Consider the following 16,186-nt stretch of genomic DNA (forward strand, 5'->3'; position numbering starts at 1 on the left):
TGTTTCTGCCCGAAGGGCGTAGGAGCTCTCGGAGGTTACGACGGCAGCGATGGGCTGCGCAGCGGCCCTAAGGTTGCATCTGACATACCGCGTATGCAGGTTTTGCTGCCGGTTCCCGGCAGATCGCGGGAAAGCGCGCTCCTACGGTCGGTGTTTGCTGCGAGAAAGCACGTTATCAGAGCCATTGAGGCAGCCGTTACATCCCCAGTTCACGCCTGATCAGCTTCACCAGTTGCTTGGTGTTAAGCGGCTTGAGCAGAAAATCCACGACGTTCAGGTGCATCGCATCGATGGCGTCACGCACATTGGCATCGCCTGAAACGATGATGATAGGCAACTCGGCGCGATCCGATTCGCGCACCTGACGTATCAGGTCCAGACCATCCGACGGCGCCATGCGCAGGTCAGTGATCAACAGGCCGATGGACTCACGCGTCCTGATCAGCTCAAGCGCCCCGTCGACATCCGACGCTGTCATGCAGCTGATGTCGTTGAGGCTGAGAATTTCGGCCAGCAGTTCGCGCGCGTCGTTGTCGTCGTCGACGATCAGCACGCGTTGTGGCGCATCGCGGTCAGGCTCCAGCATGACCTCAGTGAGGGCTCTGCGCTCTTCGTCGCTCAATATGTCGTGGTCAATCATCGCAATCTCATCATTCCCTGAACCTATCCGACAGCAGATAACGGTAGACCTGCACTGTATTTCGTCGGCTTCCCGGCCAATGATCGTTCGCGCTCCAGTGCGTTCGTTCACCCACTCAGGCAACAGAGTGACCCATTACGTTCAGCTCCGGCGTAAGACTTACGTCCAATGGGCACTGTGCTGCAAGCGGCCGACCATGAGCCTCAATAACAAGAACGCGGAACAGCTCATGAGTAAAGCAGACGCTTTCACCCAGGCAGGCAAGACAGCGGTGCTGCAGAACATTCACGGCACCATGCAGTTCCTGCAACGATTCCCGCCTTTCAACCAGATGGAAAACGCCCATCTGGCCTACCTCGTCGAACAATGTCAGCTCAGGTTTTACGCTGCCGATGAGAGCATCATCAAGCCTGGCGATGGGCCAGTAGAGCACTTTTATATCGTCAAACAGGGCCGAGTGGTAGGCGAACGTCCGCATTCTGCCAAAGGCGGCACTGAAACCACCTTTGAAATCACCACCGGCGAATGCTTTCCACTGGCGGCATTGCTGGGCGAACGGGCCACGCGCACCGAGCATCTGGCCGCCGAAGACACGTTTTGCCTGCAACTGAACAAGCAGGCGTTCATCAAGCTGTTCGCACTGTCCACAACCTTTCGCGACTTCGCCTTGCGCGGCGTCAGCAGTTTGCTGGATCAGGTCAATCAGCAGGTTCAGCAACGTGCCGCCGAAACCCTGGGCACGCAGTACTCCCTGAACACCCGCCTAGGCGAATTGGCCATGCGGCACCCGGTCATGTGCGGCCCTGAAATGCCGATGCGTGAAGCCGTGAAGCTGATGCATGAACAGCAAGTGGGCAGCATCGTGATCGTCGATGAGCGTCAGGCGCCGCTGGGCATTTTCACCCTGCGTGATCTGCGCGAGGCAGTTGCCGACAGCTCCACTGATTTCGGCGCCGAGATCCGGCACAGCATGAGCCAGGCGCCTTTCCACCTGAGCCCCGACGCGAGCGCATTCGATGCGGCCATCGCAATGACCGGGCGGCATATTGCCCATGTGTGTCTGGTCAAGGATGGACGCCTGTGCGGCGTTGTTTCCGAGCGGGATCTGTTCTCCCTGCAACGGGTCGACCTGGTGCATCTGGCGCGTACCATTCGCAATGCGCCACGCATCGAAGCGCTGACCGGACTGCGCGGCGATATCGTTCAGCTGGTTGATCGCATGCTGGCCCACGGTGCGTCTTCGACTCAGATCACGCAGATCATCACACTGCTCAACGACCACACGGTCTGCCGGGTCATCGAACTGACGCTCGAAGAAAAAGGTGATCCCGGCGTGCCGTTCAGTTGGCTGTGCTTCGGCAGCGAAGGCCGACGCGAGCAGACGCTGCATACCGATCAGGACAACGGCATTCTGTTCGAGGCCGCCGACGCCGCAGAAGCCACTCGCATTCGCGCCCTGCTGCTGCCGATTGCCGAGCGGATCAACCAGAGTCTGGCGCAATGCGGCTTCACGCTGTGCAAAGGCAACATCATGGCCAGCAACCCGGAGCTGTGCCTGTCGCGCGCCGAATGGTCGCGACGATTCGCGTCGTTCATTCGGGAGGCCACGCCCGAGAACCTGCTGGCCTCGAGCATCTACTTCGACCTGCGTGTGGTCTGGGGCGATGAAAGCGGCTGCGAGCAACTGCGTCGCGGCATTCTCGAGCAGGTCGCGGACAACAAACTGTTCCAGCGCATGATGGCTGAAAACGCACTGCGCCAACGTCCGCCCGTGGGACGTTTCAAGGATTTCGTGCTGGCCCGCAAGGGCAGCGAAAAAGACACGCTGGACCTGAAAACCGAAGGCCTGACGCCGTTCGTGGATGGCGCGCGACTGTTGGCGCTGGCCAACGGCATCGGGGCCAACAATACCCTGGAGCGCCTGCGGCAACTGGTCGAGCGTGAGGCCATCGACCCGCTGGACGGTGCAGCCTATGAAGAGGCGTACCACTTCATCCAGCAGACGCGCATGCAGCAGCACCAATTGCAGAGCCGCCAGAACCTCGCGTACTCCAACCGCATCGATCCGGACACCCTGAACCATCTGGACCGGCGCATCCTGCGTGAATCGTTTCGTCAGGCGCAGCGTCTGCAAACCAGCCTGACAATGCGCTACCAACTGTGAATATCGACGCCCTATGAATCTGTTCGACTGGCTGAAGCCTCGCCCCAGAACCGCACCGCTGGACAACCAACAGGTGCAGCGGCTCAACGCACTGCCAAGCTGCGCGAAGCTGAGCGACAAGCCATTGCGCCAGCAGCGCTGGGTGGTGCTGGATCTGGAAACCAGCGGCCTTAACATGAACCGCGACCAGGTGCTGTCCATCGGAGCGGTGGTGATCGAGGACGGCGCCATCGATCTGGGTCAGCAATTCGAGCGCACGCTGTTGCGGGTCGATCACAAGGTCAGCCCGGCGGTGTTGATTCACGGTCTGGCACCCAGTGCGATTGCAGCGGGCAGTGAGCCGGTCGAGGCGCTGCTGGATTTCATGGAGTTTCTGGGCGACAGCCCGGTGCTGGGGTTTCATGCGCCGTTCGACCAGCACATGCTGTCGCGCGCCTTGAAAGACAGCCTGAATTACCGCCTGCAGCATCCTTTCTTCGACGTCGCGGAAATCGCCCCGATGCTCTGCGAGCAGGCCAACCTGCGCCACGCCGGACTGGACGACTGGACCCGCTTCTTCGGTCTGCACGCCGAAGAGCGCCACAACGCCAGCGCCGATGCACTGGTCACCGCCGAACTGGCCCTGATCCTCTTCAGCCACGCCCGCCGCCAACAGATCGACAGCCCGGTTCGTCTGGAGGAATGCCTGGGCCAGTGGCGCAGGCGCAAGCAGTCGCATTCGTTTTGATCATGTGATGCGGCGTCATTGGGACGCAGAGCGTCCCGGGCTGCATTCCCACGCAGAGCGCTCATCGTTATACACAAGTCCGCAAGACGCGCAAAACGGGGGGCAAAACGAAAGTGACTGACTGAATGCATACCCCGTGGGAGGCGGCTTGCCGGCGATGGCGTCCGTTCAGTCACTGATAGGTCGCTTCAGAAAAAGCATCGCCGGCAAGCCGCCTCCCACAGTAGTCCGTGTTCGCAGCAAGACTCGGGTATAACGCTGAGCACAAGCATGGGCATGATCGGCGTGCTTAAGATCACGCTGATCGTTCCCACGCTCTGCGTGGTAACGCCGCCCAGGACGCTCCGCGTCCGCTCTTGAATGTGGCGCAGATGCGCGCCCAAGCTCGCGTTACCCACGTCATGCGCTCGGCTCACTGAATCCGCAATCTGTGCCATTTGTGACGCGGAGCGTCACGGGATGCATGCCCACGCGGAGCGATGGGCACGATCAGTGTCGAGGCGGATTTGTTAACGATGAGCGCAGGAGCGTAGAAACGCTCAGGCAGCCGAATGTCTCCCCTCAGCCGACAGACGCTAATTGCCACTACCCACGCGCCCTGTCACAATCGCGAATGATTCTCTTTAGTTAGATTCTTCTCATCGAGGCCGTTCGTGTCGTCAGTCCCAAGCCCTCATAGCCAGATCGTTGGAGCGTTGTATCGCGATCACCGCAGCTGGCTGCTGGGTTGGCTTCGGCGCAACGTTGCCTGCCCGCAGCGCGCGCAGGATCTGAGCCAGGACACATTCGTGCGCTTGCTGGGGCGTGATGAACTGGAGGCACCCAGAGAGCCGCGGGCGTTTCTGGCGACGGTTGCGAAGGGCCTGATGTTCGATCATTTCCGCCGTGCTGCGCTGGAACAGGCGTATCTCTGCGAACTGATGCAAGTCCCGGAAGCCGAACAACCCTCTCCCGAAGAGCAATTGCTGATTCTGGAAGACCTGAAAACGATCGATCGCCTGTTGGCCACCTTGTCTAGCAAGGCGCGGGCGGCCTTTTTGTATAGCCGTCTGGATGGCATGAGCCACGGCGAAATTGCCGAACGTCTCGGTGTTTCTGTATCGCGGGTCAGGCAATACCTGGCTCAAGCGATGCGTCAGTGCTATGCAGCGCTGTATGGCACGCCGACATGAACGCCAGTCCGGTATCGGCGCGCGTGCTGGATGCAGCCATCGAGTGGCAACTGAATCTGGATTCGGCCAGCGGCAACGATGCCGAGCGGGCCGAGTTCGCCCGCTGGCTGGCGGCCGATGAAGAACACGCCCGTGCCTGGAGCCAGCTGGGCATGCTCAACCAGCGTTTTGCCGTGCCCTCAGGTCCGGCGCGCAAGGCCTTGCAGCAGGCGCCCGGCACCCTGCGGCGCAGTCTGCGCAAGCTCGGTGGCGGTCTGGCCGGGGTGTTTCTGGCCTGCGGTCTGGCGCTGTTCACCGCTGACCGTTACCTCGCGCTCGACTACTGGCTCGCCGATCAGCGCACCGCGACCGGCGAACAGCGCGATGTGCGTCTGGCCGACAACACCGTCATTCGCCTCAACACCCACAGCGCAATCGATGTGCGCTTCGATGCGAATCAGCGTCGAGTGATCCTGCAGGACGGCGAAATACTGGTGCAGACCGGCGATCATGACGATCCCCGGCCCTTCATCGTGGAAACCCCGGACGGCAATATGCGCGCGCTCGGCACGCGTTTTCTGGTCAGGCGCGACGCCGACGGCACGCTGCTCAGCGTGCTGCAATCGGCTGTCGCCGCCAACGCCCGCGATCTTCCTCAGGAGCAGATCCTGCGTGAAGGTCAGCAGATCCGCCTGACCCGTGACGGCCTGGGTCCGCTGCTCGCCCTGCCGATGGGGGCGGACGCCTGGACCCGCGGCATGCTGGTGGTGGACAACGCCCGCCTGCAGGACATGCTGGCCGAGCTGGGTCGTTATCGACAGGGGCATCTGGGCGTCGACCCGCAGGTGGCCGACCTGCGCATCACCGGCAGTTTTCCGCTGACCGATACCGACCTGGCACTCAAGGCGTTGCTGCCTGCGTTGCCGGTTCGGATCGAAGAACATACGCCCTGGTGGGTCACGGTCCTGCCGAGGAATGACACCGCTGCGGCAAAACGCTGAAACACAGCGGCGAGTCTCGACCGTGCCCTGTGCTGACACTTTTCAGGTTTCATGCGGCTCAGCCTTAACGAGCCCTGCCCTTTCGCCTGTGGATACCCCATGAAAAGCCAAACCGTGCGTCGCTGGTCTGTCGTCCATACCTGGAGCAGCCTGATCTGCACACTGTTCCTGTTGATGCTGGCCATTACCGGTCTACCGCTGATCTTTCACCATGAGATCGATCATCTGCTGGGCGATGCGCCGCATTACAGGGAAATGCCCGCTGACACGCCTCACCTGAATCTGGAGCAATTGGCGAAGGCCGCCGAAGCGCATCGTCCCGGTGAGGTGATGCAGTATTTCGGCTGGGATGACGAAGACCCCAATGGCGTGATGGCCATCACGGCGGCAACGGCCGGAACCGAGCCCAACTCGTCCCACACCTTCGCGCTGGATGCGCGTACTGGCGAAGCGCTGGAAATGCCGTCGGCCAACGGCGGCTTCATGATGGTCATGCTGCGCCTGCACGTGGACATGTACGCGGAACTGCCGGGCAAGCTGTTGCTGGCCTTCATGGGATTGCTGTTCGTGGTGGCTATTGTGTCCGGGACGGTCCTGTATTCACCGTTCATGCGCAAGCTCGAGTTCGGCACGGTCCGGGCGAGCAAGTCCACCCGGACCCGCTGGCTCGACCTGCACAACCTGATTGGCGTCGTGACCCTCACCTGGGCGCTGGTGGTGGGCGTCACAGGCGTGATCAGTGCCTGTGCCGACCTGTTGATTGCTTCGTGGCGCAACGACGCGCTGGCAACCATGATCGCGCCCTATCGCGACGCACCGCCGCTGACGCAACGCGCCCCGGCCACACGCCTGCTGGAAATCGCCGAATCTGCCGCGCCCGGCATGCAGGCCGATTTCATCGCCTTCCCCGGCACGCGCTTCTCCAGCGAGCATCACTACGCGGTCTTTCTCAAGGGCAACACACACCTGACCGCGCACCTGGCAACGCCTGTGCTGATCGATGCCCAGACCCTGCAAGTCACCGCCGTGGTCGAACGCCCGTGGTACATGGACGCACTGGGCATGTCGCAACCGCTGCACTTCGGTGACTACGGCGGCATGCCAATGAAGATTCTTTGGGCGGCACTGGATGTGCTGACCATCATTGTGCTCGGCAGCGGCGTTTACCTGTGGTGGGTCAGACGCCGCGCCGCCCGAACAGCGAGCGCAACCCAGGCGCAGGTGGTGCAATGAGTGGCAAGCCGTCCCGGTTCTGGAAAACCTTCGCCAAACCCGCATGGATCGCACTGCTGACAGGCGCAGGCCTGTTTGCGGCGCTGCTGGGCGATGGCTGGTGGGACACGCTGGCGTGGGCAGGCATGGGGATAGCTGCGGGGTTGAGTATCCGAGGATTGCTGGTGCGACACTGAGAGAGCGGACGCGGACTTGAAATCAAGCTCGTTCAAGGCCAATCCACTCAACCCGATTGCAGTCCCACCACTCGCTGACTAGTCTATGGACCTGTCTCAGTCGAGGAACACCCATGTCTGCCCCCCAGATGACGTTGTATTTCAACGCGGCCTCTCCCTTCGCCCGCAAGGTGGTGGTGATGCTTCATGAAACCGGTCAGGTTGACCGCTTGCACTTGCATCCCACGGTGCTGACACCCGTCAATCCGTCTGACGAGCTCAATGGCGACAATCCGGCAGGCAAGCTTCCGGCGCTGCGCCTGGCCGATGGCAATGTGATCCACGACAGCCGGGTCATCCTCGATTATCTGGACCATCAACATGTCGGCAATCCGCTGATCCCGCGCGACGGCTCGGCACGCTGGAGACGACTGACCCTCGCCTCGCTGGCCGATGCCATACTCGATGCCGCCATCCTGATCCGCTATGAAACCGCCCTGCGCCCTGCCGAGAAGCACTGGGATCTGTGGCTGGAGAATCAGCAGGCGAAGATCGAACGCACGCTCACCTATCTTGAGCAGGACGCCATCACCGAACTCAGCTCGTCATTCGATGTGGCGTCCATCAGCGTCGCAGCCGCTCTGGGGTATCTGGACTTCCGCCAGCCTGACCTGCGCTGGCGCGGTGCCTATCCTCGTCTGGCCAACTGGTACCTGGAAGTCAGCCAGCGACCTTCGATGCTGGCGACTCAGCCACCGGTCTGAGGCTGCGTGATCGATTGCCGGGGCATGCACGGGATCGTGGCGGCTCCGGTAACTGACCGATGATCATGCAGATCAGACAGCGCGCCCTGGCCTGATCCTCGCGCAAACCGAGCCACTTACTCATGACGTGCCTCCGGACCGACCTCGAGCGGCTGGCTCGGACGACTGATGGCAATGCCATACCAGTCCAGCTTGCGGGTCAGGATCATGAACACACTCAACAGGCCGAACAGCAGCAAGGCGCCCATCAGCAACGCGTAGTCCTCGGCACTCAGCAGTCCGTACAGCAACCCATACAACGCGCTCAGGCCCGCCGCAAAACCCGCCCCGTGAAGCACGCTGCGCAGCACGTGACTGACATAGAACCCGATCAGACACACACAGGCGCTCGCCGACAGCACGTAGGCCATGGCAAAACCCAGATGCTCGGACAGCGACAGCAGCATCAGGTAGAACAACGCCAGCGCCGCGCCCACCAGTGCGTATTGAACCGGGTGCACGGCCATGCTTTTCAGCACTTCGAACAGAAAGAACCCGGCAAACGTCAGTGCGATGAACAGCAGCGCGTATTTGATCGCCCGATCGCTCTTGAGGTACTGATCCACCGGATCGACAAAACTCACACCGAAACTGCGACTTTTAAAGTCTTCGCATGTCTGCGCTGTCAGGCAGCGGCTGAGTGCGTCTTCCAGATTGGTAGAAAAGAACGAGGCCTGCCATGCGGCACTGAAGCCCTTATCGGTGATCTCGCGCTGGGTCGGCAAGTAATTGCCGATGAAACTCGGGTGCGGCCAGTCGGCACTCAACTGCACGCGACTGGACTTGCCCACCGGCGCGACCTCGAACTGACCGGTGCCCTGCAGGCGCAGATCGAATGCGAAATCCAGCGTGACCTGCTCGCGCCCTTCCAGCATCGGCAGGTTGGCGCTCACCCCTTCGCCCAGCCACTCGACCCGCGATCCCGGCAGCAGGTCAAGCGTCTGCCCGTTCATCTGCAGTTTCGGCGAACTTTCGATACCCCGAATATCGCTGATGCCCAGCGCCAGATAGGGCTTCTCGAAGGTGTAGTCGGCAAAGTCATCTGTCACGCCTAACTGCTCGGGCAATACGAACTGGCCGCTGATATGGTTATCGGCATGATAAAGACGCGCCTCGTAGATACCTCGCGAACGCAGTTCGGTCTGCACCTTGCCATCCAGCTCGAAACGCTCCGGCAGAAAGTACAGAAAGCCCCGCTGAGAAGCGGTTTCAAGGTAACGCTCCTGGGTCTGGGCGTTGGTCTTCCAGAGGCGGATGTTCTTGCGATACGGCACGACCAGCAGCGGGCCGGTCAGGCGCTGACTGAAGCTTGAGCTGCGCGCGATATCGTCCAGCACCCCGTCGCGCTGCAACTGCCGATCCGTGATCAGGCTGCCGATCATCAACAATGGAATCAGCAGCAGAATGATCAGCAGCGCGATGGTGCCCAGTTTTACAGCCAGATTTCGGTTCATGGGGCTCTCCCTGTTTTTCGATGGAGAGAGTCTGGAATGGGCATATGGAGGCAGGATGGGCGTTGTGTGGAGATTGTGTGGTGGCTGATCGAGTCATGCCTGGCGGCAGGCGTGACTCTACCTGGTGGTTCCACTAGCTGGGAGACCTGAGCAGACTCACACAGACTAGGGCCAATGACCGCTCAGAATAGAGAAAAAGTCCATGGCATGCGGCTCGTCTGTTTTGCAGTGTCGTTATCAATACGACGCATTGGATCGCCTGGCCAGAAACGCTCGCGACGGGCAGGCCGGCATGGGGTTTTTCTATCAGAGAAATCGCTTGGCTACGCAAGTTCAGGGGAATGCGCGTTATACGCTGCTCCAGACGCATAGGCTGGTACTGGCCCAACAAAACCAGATCGACGACAGCGTCGATTGCGTATCCCTTTTGATCGACCAGCAGGGTTCGATCATTGCAATGCCTGAGCAATCGTTCACCTACACACCCTACGGCGTGCGTCATCCAGTGGCCGACCCGATGAACCTGCCCGGCTTCAATGGCGAACGGGCGGACCCAGTGACCGGGCATTACCCGATGGGCAATGCTTATCGGTCATTCAATCCGGTGTTGATGAGGTTCAACAGCCCGGATAGCTTGAGCCCATTTGGTCAAGGAGGATTGAATGCTTACGCGTACTGCCTGGGAGATCCGGTCAATCGCAATGATCCGACGGGGCATGTGCCAGTCCTGAATGGAATTCAGGGGGCTGTTTCACGATTATTTGGTGCCTTGCGTAAACCCCTTCAACGCGCTCGACAGGCAATCTTCGGCCCCAGAAAAATGCGCTTATCCAATAACAGAGATCTATCAGGCGTTGCTCTTTACGACCGGATCAAGACAAATGGCAAGAAGGAGTTACTCATTAATGCCCACGGCGCTCGCCCTTCGAACAGCGACGGTTCGTTCATCTATCTGGGCAACGAGCCGATAGCCGCCGACGCGTTTTATCACAAGCTCAGACGCAGTAATGTGGCGTTGGAAAACTATGAGAGCATTCGAACCGTTGTTTGTTACTCAGGCGATGGCAGAGTTCCATTCGGGGAAACCCTGTCTTCCATTACAGGTTTGCCCGTCAAAAGTTACAAGGGCGGAGTCACTGCATCCTTCGTTCGGGATAACAGTCATGTGCGGGGGCTAAGACCCTCATATATTGAAAAAACCGATCCTTTTGAGAAAGGCACTGAGAGCAGCAGAAAGTTTACCTATGAGCCTGTCTGGTATGGACGTCCAGACAAATGAACTAAAAGAGGCAGCCAACCACACCGGTGAAGACCTCATGCGACGCCCGACAAAATCAACCTCACCTCGACCCCGCCTTCGACATTCCCGATGTGCATTTCTCCGGCATGCAACTGCACGACTTCTTCCACGAAATTCAGCCCGAGCCCGGTGCTTTTGCGACCACTGTCAGGACGTGGCAAGGAGTAGAAACGCTCGCTCAGGCGTGGCAGGGCGTAGTCGGGAATCGGGGCGGCGTCGTTGTAAAGCGTGAAGCGGATCCGCTCACCCTCAGGCTTGGCCGTCAGACTAAGCCTGCCATCGACGGGAGTGAAGTCCAGTGCATTATCGATCAGGTTGGCCAGTGCCTGACTCAGCAGAAAGCGCTCGCCCAGCAGTTGCAGACCGGGATCAATATGAATGTCGATACGTAATACCTGCCGCTCGATGCGGGTACTTCTGGCGGCCAGCAGTTCATCGATCAGCTCCGCCAGAACAATTGGAACCCTTTCTTCCAGGCCCTGGCGTTGCTCGACCATCGCCAGGTTAAGCAGACGCTCGATAAGCTGCTGCAATCGCGCACTTTCGCCCTCGATATTGCTGACGAAACGCTGTCGCTGTCCGCGGGGCATCTCATCCTGCAATAGCTCGGCAGCGCCGCGAATCGCTGCCAGCGGGCTTTTCAGTTCGTGGGTCAGTGTATGCACGTAGCGTTCGACGTAGGCTTTGCCTTCCAGCTGCGTGCGCATGTGTTCGACCGCCGCAGACAGTTGCTCAAGCTCACCACCTCGATAATGCGGCAGTTCGGCGCGGCGTCCTTCGCTGACGGCCTGGGCGTATCCGGTCAGACGCCGCAAGGCCGAACCCAGCCACCACGAGAACAGTCCGCCCAGCAACAGGCCCAATACCATCAGGCCACCGCCGTACCAGAGCAATCGGCGCTCGGCACGGTCGACATAGGGTTGCAACGAGCTGTTGGGCTTGGCGACGGTGACCACGCCAATGATCCTGCCGTTGTCACGAATCGGCGCGCCGACGTGCATCACAGACGAATTCGGATCGTCAGGATCGCTGCGGGTCGAACGCGCGCCGTACTTGCCGCGCAAGGTCAGATAGACGTCGTTCCAGCGTGAATAGTCCTGACCTACAGCCTGCCCACTGGAATCAAGCAGGACGATACCGTTGGCGTCGGTCACGTAGATGCGGTTGTTGACCTGATTCTTGGGCAAGCCCCAGATGGTCGCGGCGGGCTGTCGCAGACCGTAAGCCTGTAGCGCGTCCGGCAGGCGGCTTTGGTCAAGGGTGCCGTCCCTTACATCGTCATGAAGAATTTCGGCCAGCAGATTCGCCGTGTCGACCAGGGTTTCTTCGGTGGACTGACGTACGCCGGGGCGCACTTCCTTCATCACTGTGCTGAGCACGAAGTAACCCGTCAACGCGATGAACACCGCGTAGACCAGAAAGATCCGGATGCTCAACGGCATCAGCTGTGGCCTGGACTGAAACTGTAACCCAGCCCACGATGGGTCTGGATCGGCTCGGCATCGGCCACCACGACACGCAGCTTGGCACGCACGCTCTTGATATGGCTGTCGATACTGCGCTCATAACCGGCATCTGCCGCTACGCCCATCGCATCGAGCAACTGCTCGCGACTGAACACCCGCTCGGGCTGAGCCAGCAGGCATTGCAGCAGCCGGAATTCGTGACGGGTCAGGCTCAAGGGTTGGGCACGGTAGCTGATCTGGAAACGCTCAAGATCGACCGTGAATGGCTGGTTTTCCGAGACAGGTGCAGTACGCGGCTGCATACGCTTGAGAATCGCCCGGACTCGCGCCGCCACTTCTCGCGGGCTGAACGGTTTGACGACATAGTCATCAGCCCCGATCTCCAGCCCCACGACCCGGTCGATCTCGCCATCACGCGCACTCAGGAACATCACAGGCACTTCGCTGAAGCGCCGCAGTTGCTTGCACGTCTCGAAACCGGTGATGTCCGGCAGACCGATGTCCAGAATGATCAGGTCGGCAGGCGATGCGCGCTGATGGTTGACGGCATCCTGCCCCAGGCTGAGCCATGACGTAGTAAAGCCCTCGCTTTGCAGCGCATAGACCAGCGTATCGGCAATCGCGGCTTCGTCTTCGACAATCAGTATGTGAGGCATGGCATCCGAGCGCTGGGAGAGAGGGCGAAACGTTGCGCGATTTCAGCCCTCTGCGTCAATCAGCAATCGGGTTTGTCAGCGGTATAACGGCGTGCCGGATTGACGGCTGCGTCAAACTCGCGGAGTGCCTTGGCACCGATCAGCAGCGGATAGTTGAAGTGGCTGCGATCCACCAGATTGACCTCGACGGTACGCTTCTTGTTGCCCAGGCACAGTTCCATGTCCACGACCGGACGCTTGGTCGGATCGATCACTTCATCGTCTTCGTCATCGCCTTCGGAGCGGCCCTTGATCTTGCTGATCCGCGAGACCTTGTGCTCATAGACCTTGCTGTCGGCGTCCTTGGTGGCGAGGCGGAAACGCACCCAGTCGTCGCCATCGCGCTTGAACAGCTCGATGTCCCTGGCCGACAGAGAAGCGGTCAGCGCACCGGTGTCCATCTTGGCCTTGAAGGTCTGGCCGACATCCACCACCTTGATGTTCTCGTAACGACCATACAGCGTCGGCTCGGCTGCCATGACAGGCAGAGCGAGCAGGGACAACAGCGCCAGAATCGGTTTCACGTTCAGGATTCCTCTCAATGGACAACGCCTGATTGGCGCCCGGTTTTAGACAGCGAACCCGCCATTGGTTCGGCAGCTCGGGGTTTTGTGAGCATAATCCCCTGCACATGAAACATTTGTAAGTACCTGTGTAATTGGCGTAGAGCGCGAGGGTCTTTATCATTGCCAGCCCTGAACGTTCAAGAGTCCTTTATGCGCCGTGTACTCACCGGCTGTTTCGTCGCCCTGCTTCTGCTGATCAATACGCTCGTACTGATCGGCCCGCTACTGGTCTTCGCCCTGCTCAAGCTTCTGTTCCGAGGCAGGATGCGGGACCGCTGCTCCCATGCCGTGATGTGGATTGCCGAAACCTGGGCCGAGATCGACAAGCTCATCTTCGCAGCCTGCGTTCCGACGCAGTGGGATATCCGTGGCGACGAAGGCCTGCGCGCTGACACCTCGTATCTGGTGATCAGCAACCATCAGTCCTGGGTAGACATTCCGGCGTTGATTCAGGCGCTCAACCGACGCACGCCGTTCTTCAAGTTCTTCCTGAAAAAGGAACTGATCTGGGTGCCGCTGCTGGGTCTGGCCTGGTGGGGGCTGGATTACCCGTTCATGAAGCGCTACACCAAGGCGTTTCTGGCAAAGAACCCTGAACTCAAGGGCAAGGATCTGGAGATCACCAAGGCAGCCTGTGAACTGTTCAAGCGCCAGCCCGTGACCATCGTCAATTATCTGGAAGGCACACGTTTCACCCCTGCCAAGCATGCGGCACAGACCTCGCCCTACACCAGCCTGCTCAAGCCCAAGGCAGGCGGCGTTGCCTTCGTGCTCGCTGCGATGGGCGAACAGCTGGACGCGATTCTGGATGTGACGGTCGTGTATCCCGGCTCCGGCATCCCAGGCTTCTGGGACATGCTGTGCGGGCGCGTGCCGAAAGTGATCGTCGATATCAGGACGCGCCCCATGGACCCGGCGCTGTGGCAGGGTGATTACGAGAACGATCCTGTGTTTCGCGAGAAAATCCAGGGCTGGGTCAACCAATTGTGGATCGAGAAGGATGCACGGATTGCGGCGCTGAGGCTTGAGGCCGCGCAGCGCTGACTAGCAGTTTCGACAGGTAGACTGCTCGCCGCTGCTGAACGAAGCTGAGTCAAACATGGAAAAAGGATTTTCTCATGCTGCCGACTCACACCACGGCGTCAGGCCTTTACGCCTATGACGCAATGGATCGCCTTGCTGCTTGCATGCCAGTTGATCAGGAGAGCGTCAGGCAGTTTTATCAGGATGACGTTCTGGTCAGCGAGCTGAGGGGCCTGGTGGGACTTACCTTCCTCCGGTCCGAACATCGGCTGCTGGCCGCGTCAGAGAAGGATATGCGCGAGCATCGCGTTCATCTGCTGGGCACGGACCAGTCAAACTCGGTGCTTCACAGTGTCAGCCTTCGGCAGCGCGAGGCCTTCGCCTATTCTCCCTACGGAACCTCTACACCAAAGAGCCCGCCTTACCTGCCGGGTTACACAGGCCAGGCACCCGACCCGATCACAGGCCATTATCAACTGGGTAATGGTGCACGTGCCTTCAATCCGATACTGATGCGCTTCAACAGCCCCGATACCCTAAGCCCTTTCGGCAAAGGCGGGCTCAACACCTATGGTTACTGCTGGGGCGACCCTATAGGCCATACCGACCCTACAGGACACTTTCCCATCGAAGGCGCACTGGGCATGCTCAGTGTGCGAGTGAAAAAACTCAGTAACGCAGTCACAACAACGGCCGGCATGACTTCCGAGGACGGTTTTATTCGGACCGTGAGCAAAGCCTTGCGCAGAAATATGATTTCACCCGAGCCCATGTCGCCAACCAGAAAATACATCGACGATGCTGTCCGAAACCTCGATGCGGAATCGCCCTTCATCAAGAAGCTCGCATCAGTCAACCTCAACCTTGCCAGTCACGGCGATACCAACCTGACGCTGAAACAGGCGTTCGACTACGTTGCACTGGCAAAACTGGTGGACACCGGGAAAAAGAGCAATGCAGGCGCACATCTCAGCGCAGCAGCCATGTGGGGGGGAAAGTTGCGCACCGAGGGTTTTTCGCCAACCTCGCTGGTAGGCGTGGCATTCAACCTGGCAGGGTCGCTGACGTCTGGCGTGACAGACCATGCCATGGTCAAAAAGGGAACAGCCCTGCGCAGGGGATCATAGGGGCGAGAGACCCGGTCAGCTACCCGCACCCCACACGCTACTCAGACTTTGCAACGCGGAGCCGCCCGCACCTTGCTGACCAAGGTACTGCAAAATCACCGGGACAAACTGGCTGACCATGCTGCTGTCCATGCCCAGTGCCTTGAAGGCATTGTTCACGTCGCCCATGCTTTGCACGTTGCCCAAGGCATTGTTGAGCATCGAATTGTCGCCTGCCTTGCTTCCGCCCAGCAGCTTGCCAAGGCCGTTTGCACCGCCCAGGCTGTCGAGCGCCGAAGTACCGGACAGTTGTTCCAGACCGGGAACCGATTTAGCGAGTTGCGAGTAATCATTGCCGGCCAGTTTGTTCTTGGCCAACCCCAGCAATGCACCTGTCCCACCAACCGCCTGTTCCGGGGTCACGTTGAGCTGAGAACCCAGCGCGTTGAGCAGGCCAGCGGCTTCAGGCGCAGCGGTCGCTTTCTGATTACCGCCTGTTGCATTGGAAACCGCATTCGCTGCGTCATTCAGGTTGAAGGCAAACACCGGGCTTGCTGCCAGGCCCATCAACGTTGCCAGTGCCATCATGCGTGCAGTCTTCATTCGGTCAACCTCATCAAAACCTGAACCGCCCGATAGTGGGCGGTAAAACAGACGGTTTGACTGGGGGAGCGGAAGCTTGTTCCCGGTGGGGGGCTGGAG

The 16,186-nt window shown here is 59.8% G+C and carries 16 protein-coding genes; 10 read left to right on the plus strand and 6 right to left on the minus strand.

Annotated features, from left to right (window positions below):
• Positions 1-196: 196 nt before the first annotated feature.
• Positions 197-640, minus strand: coding sequence for a response regulator (locus AC0IXS_RS12325; RefSeq protein WP_004880150.1), 444 nt, complete (start codon positions 638-640; stop codon positions 197-199).
• A gap of 229 nt (positions 641-869) precedes the next feature.
• On the opposite strand from AC0IXS_RS12325, the gene AC0IXS_RS12330 reads away from it, so the two are divergent.
• The 7 genes from AC0IXS_RS12330 (at position 870) to AC0IXS_RS12360 (ending at position 7,835) form a co-directional block, all read left to right on the plus strand.
• Entirely contained in the window at positions 870-2,804 is a 1,935-nt protein-coding gene (locus AC0IXS_RS12330; RefSeq protein ID WP_057409209.1) for a DUF294 nucleotidyltransferase-like domain-containing protein, read from the plus strand.
• 13 nt (positions 2,805-2,817) lie between these two features.
• A complete protein-coding gene (locus AC0IXS_RS12335; protein WP_057409206.1) occupies positions 2,818-3,531 on the plus strand; it encodes a 3'-5' exonuclease in 714 nt (237 codons plus the stop codon).
• 653 nt (positions 3,532-4,184) lie between these two features.
• Positions 4,185-4,703, plus strand: a complete 519-nt coding sequence (locus AC0IXS_RS12340; protein ID WP_043305524.1) for an RNA polymerase sigma factor — start codon at positions 4,185-4,187, stop codon at positions 4,701-4,703.
• A complete protein-coding gene (locus AC0IXS_RS12345; RefSeq protein WP_137203541.1) occupies positions 4,700-5,683 on the plus strand; it encodes a FecR domain-containing protein in 984 nt (327 codons plus the stop codon). Before AC0IXS_RS12340 ends, AC0IXS_RS12345 begins: the two co-directional genes overlap by 4 nt.
• Positions 5,684-5,782: 99 nt before the next feature.
• The gene (locus AC0IXS_RS12350; RefSeq protein WP_471824737.1) at positions 5,783-6,916 is read left to right on the plus strand and encodes a PepSY-associated TM helix domain-containing protein; all 1,134 of its coding nucleotides are present in this window, start codon (positions 5,783-5,785) and stop codon (positions 6,914-6,916) included.
• A complete protein-coding gene (locus AC0IXS_RS12355) occupies positions 6,913-7,092 on the plus strand; it encodes a hypothetical protein (RefSeq protein WP_004880162.1) in 180 nt (59 codons plus the stop codon). The genes AC0IXS_RS12350 and AC0IXS_RS12355 overlap by 4 nt, the downstream gene beginning before the upstream one ends.
• A gap of 113 nt (positions 7,093-7,205) precedes the next feature.
• Positions 7,206-7,835 (plus strand): glutathione S-transferase family protein, encoded by a 630-nt coding sequence (locus AC0IXS_RS12360; RefSeq protein ID WP_449117485.1) that lies wholly within the window; start codon positions 7,206-7,208, stop codon positions 7,833-7,835.
• 116 nt (positions 7,836-7,951) lie between these two features.
• On the opposite strand, the gene creD is transcribed toward AC0IXS_RS12360, so the two are convergent.
• Positions 7,952-9,328, minus strand: coding sequence for a cell envelope integrity protein CreD (gene creD / locus AC0IXS_RS12365; RefSeq protein ID WP_057409309.1), 1,377 nt, complete (start codon positions 9,326-9,328; stop codon positions 7,952-7,954).
• 202 nt (positions 9,329-9,530) lie between these two features.
• On the opposite strand from creD, the gene AC0IXS_RS12370 reads away from it, so the two are divergent.
• Positions 9,531-10,607 carry an RHS repeat-associated core domain-containing protein gene (locus AC0IXS_RS12370; protein WP_057409310.1) on the plus strand — a complete coding sequence of 359 codons (1,077 nt, stop codon included), beginning with the start codon at positions 9,531-9,533 and terminating at the stop codon, positions 10,605-10,607.
• A 35-nt stretch (positions 10,608-10,642) separates the two neighbouring features.
• Here AC0IXS_RS12370 and creC read toward each other — a convergent pair whose 3' ends face one another.
• Genes creC through rloA2 form a run of 3 tightly spaced genes read right to left on the minus strand, consistent with a single transcriptional unit; the run spans position 10,643 to position 13,313 of the window.
• Positions 10,643-12,070: a two-component system sensor histidine kinase CreC gene (gene creC / locus AC0IXS_RS12375; protein ID WP_057409311.1), complete on the minus strand. Its 1,428-nt coding sequence runs from the start codon at positions 12,068-12,070 to the stop codon at positions 10,643-10,645.
• Positions 12,070-12,750 (minus strand): two-component system response regulator CreB, encoded by a 681-nt coding sequence (gene creB / locus AC0IXS_RS12380; protein ID WP_057409312.1) that lies wholly within the window; start codon positions 12,748-12,750, stop codon positions 12,070-12,072. Before creB ends, creC begins: the two co-directional genes overlap by 1 nt.
• A 59-nt stretch (positions 12,751-12,809) precedes the next feature.
• A complete protein-coding gene (gene rloA2, locus AC0IXS_RS12385) occupies positions 12,810-13,313 on the minus strand; it encodes a retropepsin-like aspartic peptidase RloA2 (RefSeq protein WP_004880177.1) in 504 nt (167 codons plus the stop codon).
• 192 nt (positions 13,314-13,505) lie between these two features.
• Here rloA2 and AC0IXS_RS12390 point away from each other — a divergent pair, with 192 nt between their 5' ends.
• Complete coding sequence (locus AC0IXS_RS12390; protein ID WP_057409313.1) at positions 13,506-14,399, plus strand: acyltransferase; 894 nt, start codon at positions 13,506-13,508, stop codon at positions 14,397-14,399.
• A 74-nt stretch (positions 14,400-14,473) separates the two neighbouring features.
• Positions 14,474-15,505 (plus strand): RHS repeat-associated core domain-containing protein, encoded by a 1,032-nt coding sequence (locus AC0IXS_RS12395; RefSeq protein ID WP_471824742.1) that lies wholly within the window; start codon positions 14,474-14,476, stop codon positions 15,503-15,505.
• Positions 15,506-15,520: 15 nt separating this feature from the next.
• Here the strand turns inward: AC0IXS_RS12395 and AC0IXS_RS12400 are convergent, their stop codons facing one another.
• Complete coding sequence (locus tag AC0IXS_RS12400; protein WP_057409315.1) at positions 15,521-16,087, minus strand: DUF2780 domain-containing protein; 567 nt, start codon at positions 16,085-16,087, stop codon at positions 15,521-15,523.
• Positions 16,088-16,186 lie beyond the last annotated feature (99 nt).

This window comes from Pseudomonas sp. AC016, assembly GCF_979253365.1.